This is a genomic window from Paenibacillus sp. FSL H3-0329 (genome assembly GCF_037963285.1).
In the GTDB taxonomy this organism is placed as follows: Bacteria; Bacillota; Bacilli; order Paenibacillales; family Paenibacillaceae; genus Paenibacillus_AQ; species Paenibacillus_AQ odorifer.
In genome coordinates this window covers 6,284,465-6,300,161 of sequence record NZ_CP150150.1, presented here as the reverse complement: position 1 = coordinate 6,300,161, position 15,697 = coordinate 6,284,465, and the positions used below count along the sequence as shown (strand labels likewise).

Here is a 15,697-nt window from a genome sequence, read left to right as displayed (position 1 = left end):
GTACAATATGAGAGCTAGTTGCTTGGACAATTTACGCCACCATATTATAATGTTTCTCTTGATAGAGACCTTGAGAAGATGGATTTATATTTGGTGCGCATTTAGAGGTGATATACAACGTAGGACTTATTGAATATTTCCTGAAGTGTGTTTTAATGTTCGGACAAATAAACAAAGATAAGGCGATGAAAATGGATTTTTATAGACGGATACAGAATTACCTAAAAAGTATATATAAATCGAAAGATTTGCTCTTTGAGCTTACTAAGAGAGATTTCCAACAAAGATATAAAGGTTCACTTCTTGGTGTAATATGGGCTCTATTATCTCCTTTATTAATGCTTGGAGTGTATAGTTTCATATTTGTTAGCGTATTTAAATCAAAATGGGGCGACTCATCTATTCAAGATGGAAATATGCTTTACACAATGATGATTTTCGCAGGACTTATTCCATTCCAAATTTTTTCGGAGTCCGTTAATCGTTCTGTGAGCCTATTGGGGCAAAGCGCGAATTATATAAAAAAAGTGGTTATACCAATTGAAATACTTCCTTCTAGCATAGTACTCTCCACGATAATTAATAGTTTTTTTTCTGTAGCGCTCTTAATAGTTGGTAAAATATTTTTTCTGAACACACCAAATTGGACTCTTGTATTTGTTCCTTTAGTATTAGTTCCTAGCATGCTTCTTTCTCTTGGATTTGCACTAATCGTTGCAGCATTTGGGATTTACTTAAGGGATTTGGTTTATATAGTGGGTCTTTTAGTAAATATTCTATTTTACATGTCTCCAATATTTTACTCTTCCGAAGCGCTTCCGGAAAAATTTAGGTTTTTAATTAATTTGAACCCCATAGCTCCGATAATTACTCAATTTAGAGATATTTTTGTGAATGGGCAGTTATTCTCGATTTCAAGTTATTTAATATCGTTATCTATTTCATTTGTTATTTTTATTCTAGGATTATCAATCTTTAATTATTTAAGGAAGGGATTTGCAGATGTCATTTGATGAGGTAGCAATAAAAGTGAGCGGTGTATCTAAAATATATAAAATGTATAATACACCTGCGGATAGACTAAAGGATCTTTTTAATGTTTCTAAAACTAAAAAAAGGCATCAAACATTTTCTGCTCTTAATTCTATAACGTTCGAAGTGAAAAAAGGAGATACGGTTGGGATTGTTGGGAAGAATGGTTCAGGCAAGTCTACTTTACTACAAATAATTGCTGGTACAGTAACCCCGACTAGTGGCAAGGTTGAAGTGTTTGGAAAAGTTGTTGCACTTTTAGAACTTGGATCGGGTTTTAATCCAGAATTCACAGGACGTGAGAATGTTTATTTAAATGCTACTATGTTTGGAATTAGCAGAGAATCTATAGAAAGTAAATTTTCTGAGATAGAAAGCTTTGCTGACATTGGTGAGCATATCGATCAACCTGTTAAGACGTACTCTAGCGGTATGTTCGCTAGATTAGCGTTTTCCGTTGCTATTCATATGGAACCAGACATTTTGATTATAGATGAAATTCTAGCAGTTGGGGATGCAGCTTTTCAAGCGAAATGTGTCTCGAAAATGCGCCAACTTAAAGATGGCGGCGTTAGCTTGTTATTCGTAAGCCATTCCGTAGATGCAATAAAGTCAATGTGTCATTCGGCAATACTAATATCACATGGAAATCTAGTTGATCAAGGAAGTTCGGAGAAAATAACAAATCATTATCTGGCTATGATCCGCGACGAAATGAATCAATACAATAGTGATGACTCAATTCAAAACGATGAAACTATAGAAGAAATAACAAGTATTGATACTAGCTCTAGTTTTAGATACGGTTCAGGACTTGTTTCATTCAGAGATGTGCATATGGCTAATGAAAATGGAGAACCTACCAAGGCATATGAATTTGGTGAACAAGCTTCAATAATCTGCACTTTGTATTCTAAGGAAAAGGTAACGGATATAAATGTATCTTTTTTAGTTAGAGATATTACAGGAATAGATTTATTTGGAACAACTATGTTCGATGAAGATATAACTCTAGTTTCCTTAGAAAAACAAGAGAAAAGAACTATAAGATTCAATTTTCCGATTTGGCTTAGACAAGGGAGTTACTCTGTATCGGTTGCTGTTAATCGAGTGACAGATCGCGATTATTCTGATGTTTTTTTATATGAACAAATTGATGGAGCCAGTGCCTTTGAGGTTATAAGGAAAATTGATCGACCCGTCCATTACAAGGTTCATTTTCCAATTAGAATAGAAACAGAAGGTGGTCTATATGACAAATAATATATACGAAAATGAAGCATGGTGGCAACAAAATGGAATGGGGTGGGCAGATGAGGTTGAGAAAAGAAGATCGCTGCAACCTCTTTACGGAATTCAGGAAGTCATTTTAACACATATATTTTCCAAGTTGCCTAAAGAATCTAAAGTTTTGGAGTTTGGAGTGGGATTTGGGAGACATGTGGATTATTTGAGTGATATACCTAATATAGAAGTTTATGGCGTTGATCAAAGTCCTACAATGTTAGAAAGCTTAAGGAATCGTCTCTCCCATAAGCCGGATTTAATAAAAAACATTATCCTTATAGAGCCACGAACGCAACTCCCTTACCCTGATAATTATTTTGATTTTGTGTATACAGTATCTGTACTTATTCACATCAATCCTGCAGATATGGAGGGAATATTAAAGGAACTGGTCCGCGTCTCTAAACATGGTATTATTCATTTTGAAAATAATTTTTCTGAAAATACGGAATTGAAATTTATGGATCATAATGGATGTTGGCAGCATTCAATAGTCCATGATTATTTGAAATTGGATTTGCCTTGCTCTGTATTGTCAAAAGTGGCCTCGGAACAGGATATATATTATACAAAGTTATCAGATAGTTGGAGTGTAGAAGATTTAGAAAATAAAGTTATGTTCTCTCGTCTTCATTTAATGGATGATAAGATTAGACCGACTATAACAAAATTTGAAGGGGAGATAGGCTGGAGAGCTGAAGAGCTAAAGGAACGTATAGAGAAAGAATTCAAGATGCAAGATGATATGAACTCTTTAAATCAGGAATTGTCAGATGTGAGAAATGAAAATGAAAGAAATAAGACAATGATAGCAGAACAAACAGCAGAAATCGCCATTCTTACTGATGACAAGAGTAAACTCAGTAGCAAATATACCGATCTAAATAAACTTTATCAAGCACTTTCGTTAAGCTTTAATTCACTCGAAGAACAGATAGAAGAACTGGAAAAATATAGTGGGAATCTATCGCATGAGGTATCACAGTTGACCTCCAATAAAGTACTCTTAGAATCGCGGTTATATGATATAGAAACATCTCTTGCTTGGAGAGTCATTACTAAGATGCGCAGTCTAGATCGTGCTTATAGACTCTCAAAGCCTGTTAGAAAGCTTTTAAATACTATCCGCAATTATCGTCTGAAGTCTAAAGAACAACAAAAACAACACAATAGTTATGAAAATAGCAACAACGAATTGAGTCAACTTGTTAATAATAAGCAAAGTGAAAGAAAAAATAACAAGTATAGTTGGCTTGAGATAAAACTTGCGCTAATTCCTGAACAATCAAGTATTGCTATTCATCAACCTGAATGGCTAGGTGTCTCGCATTCAACCCAAGAATTATTTCCGTTTACACTTCCCATTAAGGAATTATTTGATACTAACGAAATTATGCGTGTAGGTAAATTGATTGCTGAAAGCAAACCAAAAGCAATTGTTTTTAGTGGCTTTGCTATTGGTTATTATGAATTAGCGAAATTTATTAAAAGTGTAGATTCTAAAATAGCAATAAAAATTTATTGGCATGGAAATACAACACATATGTATGAAGACTACTCATGGAGTCGGTATCAGGAAATCATTCAACTCTGCAACGAAGGCATAGTAGATAGTTGGGGGTTTGCTAAGGAAAGTATGGCTGAACTGTATAAGGAGAATGGATTCCCAAGTTTCTTTGTGAAAAATACTGTGAAGAATGAAAGTCTCGAATTCCTGGAAAATAAAGATCTAAAACATAATGAATCTGTGAAAATAGGTATTTATGCATCAGGTAACACTTGGAATAAAAATGCATACACTCAGATTGCAGCAGTAAGTCTAATAGAGAATGCTAGTATAAATGCCATTCCCTACAATAATAGAATGAAGTCATTTGCTCAACAATTAAATTTGAACATGGAGGGCTCTGAAAAGGCAGTTCCTCGTGAAGAACTTTTAGTTACTTTGGCATCTAACGACCTCAATTTGTATGTTACTTTCTCAGAATGCGCCCCGCTACTCCCATTGGAAAGTATGAACATGGGTGTACCTTGTTTGACAGGGCCAAACCATCATTATTTTGATGGAAGTCCTTTGAAAGACTATCTAATTATTAATAGTCCGGATGATCCAGTGGAAATTGCCAAGAAAGCCAAGTATGCAATGGAAAATAGAAAAGAAATCTTGGATTTATATAATATATGGAAAAAAGAAAATGACATCGCATCAGAGTTAAGTATTCAAAGATTTCTTGAGGAGAATTAATATATGGTTAGAACATATGTCTTTACTTCGTATGAGCTTTACCCTATTAACGCCGGCGGGTGCGGTGTGTTTATTTATAATGCTATGCAGCAGTTGCTTCAGAATGCAAATAACCGCGTGATTTTATTATTAGATATGCCGAAACATGAGTGTGAATCATATATTAAAGACTTTCAGCCAAAGCTTCCGAATAGTAAGAACTTAGAGGTAATATGTTTGTCTGAATGGATACAAGAAGAACCTTATGGGCAAAAATTTTCCAATGTGTTCCTGCAAAAAAGCTATCGTTTTTATAAGGGGCTTCATAAATTAACTCTTCTTCAGCAAGTAGATTATATTGAATTTTTTGATTATGTAGGTATAGGCTATTTTTCAGTTAAAGCAAAACGATTTGAAGGACAGTTTTCCAAAACTGTCCTTGCTGTGAGAGCACATTGTACAATTGAGTTGATGGATCTTGAACAAGTACCTAATAGCTTTGATTTATACAAGCTTGAAATGTACCAAATGGAAAAAGAAGTTATACAAGATGTAGATATTTTGCTCGTTCCTTCTAATGCTTGGGGGGAGATTTACACTCATCGTTATGGAGTGAAAAACGATAGAGTTATAGTTTCTCCTCCTCCTGTAGAAGTATGGAATGATGTTTCTTATAGCCTTAATGAGAGCCAGCAGAATGTTATATTTTACGGTCGAATATTTCAATTAAAGGGAGTAGATCTTTTCGTTGATGCTGCAATAGCATTGATGATAAAACGGCCTGAAAATAATAGTATTTTTTATCTTGTAGGATATGATGGTTTAGACTTAAATGGTCAACCTTATAAGGAGCAACTTTTGCTTCGAATACCCGATCATCTAAAGGAAAGATTCATATTCACTGGTCAGCTCAATCATCAGGAATTAGAGCAATTGTTAACAAATATTCGATTTGCAGTCTTTCCAAATTATGTAGAGTCTTTTTGTTATAGTATTCACGAATTGTATAATACGGGGATTCCAATCATTGCGAATGATATTCCAGCGTTTAGAGATTATTTTAAACATCAAGAAAATGCTTTGTTATATCATGGTACATCTAGTGACCTTGTTACACAAATGGAATGTATGTTTGACAATGATGAGATGCGTCATCGTATGAGCAGACCATATGGAGTGACAAAAAATCAAGAGTTCAATGATATTTATGAAAGTTTAATTAATTCTATTCAGCCAGAGACTAATACGTCATATTCAATTAATAGGGTTCTAGAGAAGAATAAGTTATCTCTGATTATTTTGGATGAAGGTATCTCAAGTGATACTGGGCCTATATCATTAGTGAATCTTTCGGAAATAGATAAAGACAGAAGTTATATTCTTAAGAATCAATCTCCGGGAACACCAGTTCATTATCTTGGAAAATTAAGATATGCTTCTAAGATTGATGGGAGTTTCGACGATTTGCTCCCAGTCAATAAGTTCCTTTTAACTTGTTATGCTAATGATAATTTTGATTGTGATTATATTACAAATTCTTTGAATATTTTAGCGGCTAATGATTCCATTCGATATGTGGGTGCACAATTTAGAAATAAGGATCACTATGAGCAGTATAACTTACTAGAACCCAATACTTATCGGGATTATACTAGTTTAACAAGAGCTATCTATAAACTGGATGATTATAGTAAATCACTTAGAGATATTTATGATATTAGGTTGAAGGAACTAGGTGAGAAAAAATTTCTTCAAATGACAGGATATATTCTACCAAAGGAATATATTACATTAGGTGAAACAAAGATTCTTGATATTAAAGAAGAATACTATATTTACAGTACTCATTATTCTACCCGTAATAATGAATGGACTCCCTTTGTGCTATATCCCTACTTAATGAATTCTAGTTCTTCAAATGATCTAACTGTTAGTCAACAAAATAATTATAGAGCGAAGAAAATATATCATCGCCTAAAACATAAAGTTGATGCAGTTGGTGGAAAAAAAGGAAAGTTTTTAGTTAGAGTAGTAGACGTTTTGCATAGAGAATTTAAAAAACGATTCTAATACATGGCGGTGTTTAAATGGAGATCTGGTATATTGAAAGTATATTGAGCCAAAAGTTACCACAACCATTTGAAGACTGGCTGTGTGAGCATGTTCATAAGATAATTTTGCAAAGTGGAGTACCAGTTAGACCTTGGTTTGAATCTAAAAACATTGTTAGGTATTCTGATTCTATCCCATCGGAAATAGAACTAAATGGAGATTTTTCGTATTCTCTGAATTTGTCAAATACTTTAGTTGAACAACGGAAATTAAATAGGGAACCAATATGTATATTCATTAATAATAATAATAGGGCACTCCCATATTATCTGCTGCAAAATTTATGGTGTAAAAATCCTGCATTTAATGAAGTGTCAATAATCACCATACAAAACTCTGTATTTACTCCCCACCACGATGCAAGTGCGTTTCGATTTCCAGAGTATTGGTTGAAAAAGAAAAATCAATTTTCGCTTGATGCATCACATTTTATTTTAACGTGGGATAAAACAGTACGTGATACTTGGCAGAATAAAACGGATGTTCTTTACATTGAAGCAGACAAGGATGTACAACTAGATCTTAATCATCTCCACGAGAAAAATATGAATAACCAGAATGAAAAATATCCTATCAGTTCGAGTATTCCATATTTAAATAAGAAGGACTTTGTACAGAAAGAGGGTAGCTTACTCTCGGTAATAATTCCATTCTATAATATGGGATCGATGATACTAGAGACTATTCAGAGTGTTATTGACAGTACTTACCCTGAGATTGAAATTATAATTGTAGATGATGGTAGTGATGAGTTAGAGAGTAAAGAGATTTTACGGAAAATAGAGTTGTCAATGCCTTTTATACAAATTATAACCATTAAAAATGGGGGGTTGTCAAATGCTCGCAATGTAGGGGCTTATGCGTCAAAAGGAGTATTTATAACTTTTTTAGATTCGGATGATTTAGTAGCGCCTGAATATTATCAAAGATGTATTGAAATTCTTGAAAGTTATATAAATGTTTCTTTTGTTTACTCATGGGTGCGTTTTTTTGGTTTACGAGAAGATGTGTGGGTTACTTTTGATACAGAATTTCCTCTGCTTTTGTTATCCAACATGCTGAGTGCTTTTGCGGTAATCAGAAAAGATCATTTTTTGGAGTATGGAATTAACAAAGTGGAAATGAAAAAGGGAATGGAAGATCATGAATCATGGATAAATATGTGTGAGAATGGATGCGCGGGTGTCAGTATTCCCGAAGCACTCGTTTATTATCGCATTCGTGGTAATTCAATGTCTAGGCAATTCAACCGAGAAATTGTAAACGATCTTTATTATAAGATTAGTCAGTTTCATAAAGAACTTTATAAACGGTTCGGAGACGAAATATTTAATCTAATATACATGAATGGCCCAGGGTATATGTGGAATAACCCTGCGGTGTCATATCCTGAATTAGGTTATTTGCAAGATCATGAAATAGATAATAACCTCAAATATGAATTAATGAGGATTTTTAACACGAAAAAAGGGAAATGGCTTATTAAATTATTCATAAAATTAAATTTGAATAAATGGTTTAAATAAAAAATGGAGTTGTTAAAAGAATGCGAGCAAAAATAAAACAATTAATAGCTATATTGTTAGCTATTCTTTTTTTCTTTTCTTTCAGCGAGATATTTATACCGATCCATAATAAAGGTAAGGTATATATTATTTTTGTTTATATGTATCTTTTTGCTCTAGGTTTCTTTACTTTTAGATACTTAATAAAAAAAAGTATTGGCTTGTTGAGAAATAATTCATTAACTAAAAAAGTACTGAAGCTATTTCTAGTTTTTTTTATAAGTCTTTTTATTTCATTTGTATTTATTCCGAAAAATTACTTCGAACCAATGAACTATACAAATATAATATTGACGCCAATTAGTGAGGCTTCTAACTCAAATAGAACAGAGGTTTGGTTGAACGAGATTATAATAGATCAGAGTAAACTGGATCTCAAGAGTATAGATATTTCTAGTGGCTGGGTGTATAAGGATGGAGCAATAGTATCAATGAGCGGTAACATCAATCCCCAAAAACTAAATGTGTCATCTAAAAGCAGTATTGAACTAGTTTTTGGAAAGCATGCTTGGTCTGGTAAGGTGGAAATATATAATGGAAGTACTCAAATAATTAATTTGCATTCTGAAAATCCTTCAGAGAAAAGTGTCAGGATAGCAGAATCAAGTAGATCAAATGATAATTTTATTAAGTTGGCGGCATATTCAGTATGTGTATCTGTTCTATCCATGATTTTATTAATAATATTTTCTTTTTTTAAAAAAATATTATTAAAACGTAAATAATATAAAAAGTAGGTGGGTTATGATGAAAATATTAGTAACTGGTGGGTGTGGATTCATTGGATCACATATTGTTGACGAACTATTAGCTAATGGGCATGATGTCTTAGTAATTGATAATTTATCTAGCGGTTATATTAGGAATTTAAATAAATCGGCTCGCTTTTACAAAATGGATTTTATGTCATTGGAGGCGGAAAGGATAATAAAGGAATTTACACCTGAAGTTGTGATTCATCATGCGGCTCAAGTAAGTGTGCAAAAATCGATGATCAATCCAGTAGAGGATGCTACAACAAATATAATAGGCACAATAAAACTTCTTGATTACTGCAACAAAGCAGGGGTTCGAAAAATAATTTATGCGTCGTCAGCTGCAGTATACGGAAATCCAGATTATCTACCTATCAATGAAGATCATCAAATACATCCAATATCATATTACGGAATATCAAAATATACTCCTGAACAATATATTAGGACTTTTTGCAGTAATAATGAGCTTAATTACACAATATTACGTTATGCTAATGTATTTGGAGAAAGACAGGATGCTAAGGGAGAAGGTGGTGTGGTAGCAATATTTTTGGATCGTCTACTTAACCATGAACCTCCGAGTCTTTATGGTGATGGTGAACAAACCAGAGATTTTATTTATGTAAAAGATATTGTTAGCGCAAATTTATTTGTAATGGATAAAGGCAATAATGATTTGTTTAACGTAAGTACTGGTGAAGGGGTTTCATTAAATAATCTCTATGACTTAATGAATAGTGGATTAAAGAAAAATATCACTCCTATTTTTGAAAGTCCAAGAAAAGGGGATATTCTACATAGCTATTTAGATAATGCAAAATTGAAAGCATTAGGATGGGCACCGAAGTTCAATATTGAAAGTGGATTGAGAGATGTTTTTAAAAATCTTAACAATTGAAAAAAGGAACAAATATAAGGAAGTGGCTAAGTTCTATTACTTTATTAGTCTGAGTTTGAGTAATCGAAAAGTTGGAGGCTGAAATGTCTGATAGAAAAATGCTTCATTTAAATGGTCTTCGTGGTGTTGCAGCATTAATGGTTGTACTATCTCATTATACTTTAAGTTTTTATCCGGCACTGCATACAGGGAATCCTAGTGATGTTTATAACTCGTTTGAACTATTTGTTTCAGCTTCGCCATTAAATGTGCTATATAACGGGAGCTTCGCTGTTTTTATTTTTTTTATATTAAGTGGTTTTGTTTTAAGTTATAAATACTGGAGATTAGAGCACTATACGTTCAATGATTATCTAGGGAATATAATAAAAAGGTATATTCGTTTAAATATTCCCATTGCAGTATCAATAATTTTAGCGTTTACTTTGCTTGCTCTTGGATTATTTTATAATACAAATGCAAATGAAATAGCTAACTCACTGGGGTGGCTAAAAGGAATATATAACTTCTCCTCAGATTCTTTAGAAGCATTAAAAGAAGCTTTTTATGGAGTTGTTTTTCAAGGAAAGCAAAATTATAACCTGATTTTATGGACTTTAAAATATGAATTTTATGGATCAGTCATGATTTATTCATTTATGCTCGTACTTAGAAAGACTAATATACGTTATGCAATATATCCTCTGATATTTGTTCTTTTATGGAATAGCTACTATTTAGCATTTTTTCTGGGTTTATTATTAAGTGATCTCCACTCTAAGGATTTATTGAAAATTAAAAATAGAATAGCTTTGTTTTTAATATTTTTATTAGCTTTATTTTTCGGGTCTTACCCTTGGCGTGAACAATTCGGAGCACCTACTAGATTATATGGCTTTTTAAAGTTGGATTTCTTAGGGGTGAATTCTTACTACGAGTTCTATCATACTGTTGGTGCATTTCTTCTACTAATTTGTGCTTTGAACTCATCGTATCTAAAGAGACTACTTAGTAGTCGAATTTGTTTGTTTTTAGGAGAAATATCTTTCTCATTATATCTCTTACATTTGCTTATGCTTTGTTCATTATCCAGTCTTATGATGCACTATTTAACTGGTCAATTATCATATAATATTAGTTTTGTTTTGATGTTTACTATTTCTATGTTCCTATTGTTTTTGATCAGTTATCTATATTATAGATTTGTTGATCTACTAGGTATTAAGTCGGCAAGCATAGTAGTTAAGAGATTTGAGAATCTTATAAATAAAGAAGACATCGCTTCTACACTGCCATATCAATCGAGAAGACTTGATAATACAAAGAATTTAAAATTGTGAAATAAGCTGTGTTTTTGAAAAACATGTATTGGAGGGAGAATAAAATGAAAGGAATTATACTAGCCGGAGGCACAGGCTCACGCCTTTACCCTCTAACAAAAGTGACCAACAAACATCTTCTTCCAGTAGGCAAATATCCAATGATTTTCCACTCAATCTATAAGCTCAAACAGGCTGGTATCAAGGATATCTTAATTGTTACTGGTAAAGAGCATATGGGTGATGTGGTAAATCTGCTGGGGAGTGGAAACTCTATGGGTGCTTCTTTTACCTATAAAGTTCAGGATGAAGCTGGCGGTATAGCACAAGCGCTCGGTCTTGCAGAACAATTTGTTGGAGATGACCAAAGTGTTGTTATTCTTGGAGACAACGTATTTGAAGAGGATATTTCTCAATATATTGAAAACTTTAAAGCTCAAGGAACTGGAGCTAAGATTCTGATTCAAAAGGTTTCCGATCCACAGCGCTTCGGTGTTCCTGAACTCCAGGGCGATAATATCATATCTATTGAGGAAAAGCCTACTGCTCCAAAAAGTGGATATGCCGTCACTGGGATTTACATGTTCGATAGTAAGGTTTTCGAAATTATTAAGAAGCTTACTCCTTCAAATCGTGGAGAACTTGAAATAACGGATGTAAATAATGCATATATTAAAAGAAATAAACTAACATATGATGTTCTAGGCGGTTGGTGGACTGATGCGGGCACGCATTCATCACTAGCGAGAGCCAATGAATTGGCCAAGGAAATTCTATTTGATGAAGAATTCGGCAAATTAAAACTATAGAAACGAGGAGGAGCTCCAACATGAATGTCACTCCTTTAAGGTTACAAGGCGCAAGCCTACTAGAACCGGTTGTCCATGGCGACAACCGGGGTTTTTTTATGGAAAGCTATAACGAAGAAATAATGCATAAACTCGGAGTTAACTATCAATTTATTCAAGATAACCAGTCCCTTTCCGCAGAGGTTGGAGTGTTACGTGGCCTGCATTACCAGTTGAACCCTAAGGCGCAAACAAAGTTAATCCGCGTCTTATCCGGTGCTATTTATGATGTTATCGTCGATATCCGTCGTAATTCACCTACATTTGGTCAATGGGTCGGAGTAATTCTTAGTGAATATAATAAACGTCAACTACTGGTGCCTAAAGGCTTCGCTCATGGTTTCTGTACTTTGGTACCTAACACCCAAGTGTTATATAAGGTGGACGAATATTATTCCCCTGAAAATGATCGTGGCATATTATGGAATGATCCAGCCTTAGATATTGATTGGCCGACTTCTAGTCCGATATTGTCGGATAAGGATCAACGTCATCCATTACTAAAAGATGCGGAAATAAACTTTGATTAACAGTGGTAAGCAAAAATTTAAATATAATCTCAAAGAACAAAAGGTGGGCTATAAATGAAACTGCTAGTTACCGGCGGGGCTGGGTTTATCGGCAGCAACTTTGTGCTGTACATGTTACAACAACACCCTGATTACGAAATTGTTAATGTAGATGCATTAACGTATGCAGGCAATCTAGAGAATCTGAAAGCAATTGAGAATAATCCTAATTACACTTTCGTGAAGGCCGACATTACAGATGTTACTGCGATGGATGAACTGATTAGCCAGGGTGTGGATGTCGTTGTCAATTTCGCGGCGGAGTCGCATGTGGATCGGAGTATTTTAGAGCCGGAAGTGTTTGTGAAGACGAATGTACTTGGAACACAAGTGCTTTTGGATGCGGCGAAAAAATACAGTATCACTAAGTTTGTTCAAGTATCTACGGATGAGGTATATGGATCACTGGGAGCGACAGGATTATTCACCGAAGAAACTCCTCTGGCTCCTAACAGTCCATATTCAGCAAGTAAAGCAGGCGGAGACTTGCTAGTACGTGCGTATCACGAAACGTTTGGACTGCCAGTGAATATTACCCGCTGCTCAAACAATTATGGCCCGTACCAATTCCCGGAAAAGCTTATTCCGCTGATGATTTCCCGTGCACTTGCTGATCAAGCGTTGCCTGTTTATGGCGATGGAATGAATATCCGCGATTGGTTGTATGTTGAGGATCATTGCAGCGCGATTGATTTGGTTATTCATGAGGGTGTGAACGGCGAAGTCTACAACATTGGTGGCAATAATGAACGTACGAATGTGCATATTGTAAACACGGTATTGCAGGAACTAGGCAAGCCTGATTCTTTGATTACTTATGTTCAAGACCGTCCTGGTCATGATCGCCGTTATGGGATTGATCCAACTAAGATTATGAATGAACTGGGATGGAAGCCGAAACATACGTTTGAAACAGGTATTAAAGAAACTATCCAATGGTATCTCAATAACCGCGAGTGGTGGACCCGCATTCAATCTGGGGAATACCAAAAATATGCTGAACAGCAATATGGTGATCGTTTAGGTGACTCATTGTAATTTTGATACGGGGGTAAAATAGCTATGAAGGTACTTGTTACAGGTGCGGCCGGACAACTAGGTCAGGACGTAGTTTTACTGCTCCAGCATCAAGGTCACGAAGTGTTGGCTTGCGATCGTCAGGAGATGGATATTACTGATCTGGATCAGTGCATCCAAGTTATTGGCGGGTTTGGACCGGATGCGGTTATTCATTGTGCTGCTCATACGGCAGTAGATGCGGCAGAAAGTGATATTGATGCAGCTTATTTAATTAATGCTACTGGCAGCCGAAATGTAGCGCTTGCTTCTGAAAAAGCTGGAGCCAAGCTGGTGTATATTAGCACGGATTATGTATTTGATGGTATGGGTGCACAGCCTTACCATGAATATGATAATACAGACCCTAAGAGTATATACGGCAAATCGAAACGTGCGGGTGAGGTACTCGTTCAATCCCTCTCCTCTAAGTATTTCATCGTACGAACGTCATGGGTGTACGGCAAATACGGAAATAACTTTGTCAAAACAATGCTAAAGCTTGGTCAAGAAAAGCCAATGCTTCAAGTTGTCGATGACCAAAAAGGTTCGCCTACTTACACAGTCGATTTAGCTCGATTCTTGCTTGAGCTTGTTCAAACTGAGAAGTATGGTGTATACCATGCGTCAAATAGCGACTCTTGTACCTGGTTTGAATTTACACAGGCGATCTTTGTAGAGGCCGAGGATATTTTGGGTTTCAAATTCACTGCTACGCTTGAACCGTGTGCTACGGAACAGTTTCCGAGACCTGCACCACGTCCTCGGAATTCGGTGATGGAGCATCTGTCGATACGTACGAATGGTTTTGAGGACATTCGACCTTGGCGTGAAGGCTTGAGAGATTTCCTCTTAGAGCTAAAAGAATAGAATAACACCAATTGAAACTCCTAAATCGTTTATAACGATGCGGGAGTTTTTTGTGTTCTTTCGTTATAATAAGAAGGAAGCAGGTAGTTAATTAGAAATTACAAAGTCGAGGATACTCATGAATAACAAAACAGTTAGTGTACATATCGTCACCTACAACAGTGCGGATGACATTATAGATTGCTTAGAGGCAGTAATGGCACAGGATTATCCTATTGAGAAAATTGTTGTTGTGGACAATGCGTCTTCGGACGATTGTGCAGAGAAAGTGAATATATTCTTTAACGCGATCGATAAAGGGGCTTTTTCAAGTAATTCACTAGAGGATTTAGAACCGTTCAATTCACAAGCTAACAAAGAAGCGTCTACGAGCCTGCTACTCATCCAAAACCCAAAAAACACAGGCTTCGCCCCAGCTCATAACCAAGCTATAGCTACTACAGAAACAGATTATGTGCTCGTTCTCAATCCGGATTTGACGCTGGCACCAGACTATATCTCTAGACTAATCGCACTAATGGAAGCCAACCCGCAGATCGGCAGCGCCACAGGTAAGCTTTTGCTAAAGGCTGATCACGGATCAGTGGATAGCACTGGTCTTCAGATGAACAAGGCACGGCGTGCGTTTGACCGTGGTGCGGGGGATCCAGCAGAACTATGGACACAGTCGGGGACAGTATTTGGTGTATCTGGGGCGGCGGCGATGTATTCTCGACGGATGATTGAAGACGTTAGTGTTGATGGGGAGTTTTTTGATGCAGATTTTTTTGCATATAAGGAAGATGTGGATGTGGCTTGGAGAGCCCAGCTATTTGGCTGGCAGGGGTATTATGATGCTGAGGCAATTGGGTATCATGAACGTGGGTGGAAAACGTCTGGCCGTAGTACCAAACCAATGTTCATCCGGCGAATATCTTACATTAATCGCTACAAAATGATCTACAAGAATGAATCGGCTCGAACTATGCTGAAGACAATCTTGATTTCCCTTCCCTATGAAATTGCCGCTCATGGTTATATGCTTCTGAGAGAGCCGAAGTTAATCGTAGCGTGGAAATCCTTTTTCACTCAGCTCCCAGCGTTAAAAAAGAAACGAAAATATATACAGACCATCGTAAAAGAGCGAAAGAACACGTAAATCAAACAGTATCTGGAAAAACCTCCCTGAAAGGTCACCTCC

Annotated in this window: 13 protein-coding genes; all 13 read left to right on the top strand. The window is 35.6% G+C overall.

The genetic code is table 11. The annotated features are described in order from the left end of the window. Positions 1–155: 155 nt before the first annotated feature. The 13 genes from NSQ66_RS27925 to NSQ66_RS27865 all read left to right on the top strand — a co-directional run bounded on the left by NSQ66_RS27925 (position 156) and on the right by NSQ66_RS27865 (position 15,655). Positions 156–1,013 carry an ABC transporter permease gene (locus tag NSQ66_RS27925; RefSeq protein ID WP_081388010.1) on the top strand — a complete coding sequence of 286 codons (858 nt, stop codon included), beginning with the start codon at positions 156–158 and terminating at the stop codon, positions 1,011–1,013. After that, positions 1,003–2,295 carry an ABC transporter ATP-binding protein gene (locus NSQ66_RS27920; RefSeq protein ID WP_076212529.1) on the top strand — a complete coding sequence of 431 codons (1,293 nt, stop codon included), beginning with the start codon at positions 1,003–1,005 and terminating at the stop codon, positions 2,293–2,295. The genes NSQ66_RS27925 and NSQ66_RS27920 overlap by 11 nt, the downstream gene beginning before the upstream one ends. Continuing rightward, positions 2,285–4,564 (top strand): methyltransferase domain-containing protein, encoded by a 2,280-nt coding sequence (locus NSQ66_RS27915; protein WP_076212527.1) that lies wholly within the window; start codon positions 2,285–2,287, stop codon positions 4,562–4,564. Before NSQ66_RS27920 ends, NSQ66_RS27915 begins: the two co-directional genes overlap by 11 nt. Before the next feature lie 3 nt (positions 4,565–4,567). Then, entirely contained in the window at positions 4,568–6,613 is a 2,046-nt protein-coding gene (locus tag NSQ66_RS27910) for a glycosyltransferase family 4 protein (RefSeq protein ID WP_076212525.1), read from the top strand. 17 nt (positions 6,614–6,630) lie between these two features. Further along, a complete protein-coding gene (locus NSQ66_RS27905) occupies positions 6,631–8,181 on the top strand; it encodes a glycosyltransferase family A protein (RefSeq protein ID WP_076212523.1) in 1,551 nt (516 codons plus the stop codon). 20 nt (positions 8,182–8,201) lie between these two features. Continuing rightward, on the top strand, positions 8,202–8,945 hold the full coding sequence (locus NSQ66_RS27900) for a hypothetical protein (RefSeq protein ID WP_339279487.1): 744 nt from the start codon (positions 8,202–8,204) through the stop codon (positions 8,943–8,945). 19 nt (positions 8,946–8,964) lie between these two features. Then, the gene (locus NSQ66_RS27895; protein ID WP_256721536.1) at positions 8,965–9,876 is read left to right on the top strand and encodes an NAD-dependent epimerase/dehydratase family protein; all 912 of its coding nucleotides are present in this window, start codon (positions 8,965–8,967) and stop codon (positions 9,874–9,876) included. An 83-nt stretch (positions 9,877–9,959) separates the two neighbouring features. Beyond that, the gene (locus NSQ66_RS27890) at positions 9,960–11,195 is read left to right on the top strand and encodes an acyltransferase (protein ID WP_076215961.1); all 1,236 of its coding nucleotides are present in this window, start codon (positions 9,960–9,962) and stop codon (positions 11,193–11,195) included. Positions 11,196–11,239: 44 nt separating this feature from the next. Then, on the top strand, positions 11,240–11,983 hold the full coding sequence (locus NSQ66_RS27885; RefSeq protein ID WP_076215964.1) for a sugar phosphate nucleotidyltransferase: 744 nt from the start codon (positions 11,240–11,242) through the stop codon (positions 11,981–11,983). Positions 11,984–12,003: 20 nt separating this feature from the next. Beyond that, entirely contained in the window at positions 12,004–12,552 is a 549-nt protein-coding gene (gene rfbC / locus NSQ66_RS27880) for a dTDP-4-dehydrorhamnose 3,5-epimerase (RefSeq protein WP_076215968.1), read from the top strand. A gap of 54 nt (positions 12,553–12,606) precedes the next feature. Then, on the top strand, positions 12,607–13,629 hold the full coding sequence (gene rfbB, locus NSQ66_RS27875) for a dTDP-glucose 4,6-dehydratase (RefSeq protein WP_076099637.1): 1,023 nt from the start codon (positions 12,607–12,609) through the stop codon (positions 13,627–13,629). Positions 13,630–13,653: 24 nt separating this feature from the next. Next, positions 13,654–14,517 carry a dTDP-4-dehydrorhamnose reductase gene (gene rfbD, locus NSQ66_RS27870; RefSeq protein ID WP_038573485.1) on the top strand — a complete coding sequence of 288 codons (864 nt, stop codon included), beginning with the start codon at positions 13,654–13,656 and terminating at the stop codon, positions 14,515–14,517. A 118-nt stretch (positions 14,518–14,635) separates the two neighbouring features. Continuing rightward, positions 14,636–15,655: a glycosyltransferase family 2 protein gene (locus tag NSQ66_RS27865; RefSeq protein WP_076215972.1), complete on the top strand. Its 1,020-nt coding sequence runs from the start codon at positions 14,636–14,638 to the stop codon at positions 15,653–15,655. Positions 15,656–15,697 lie beyond the last annotated feature (42 nt).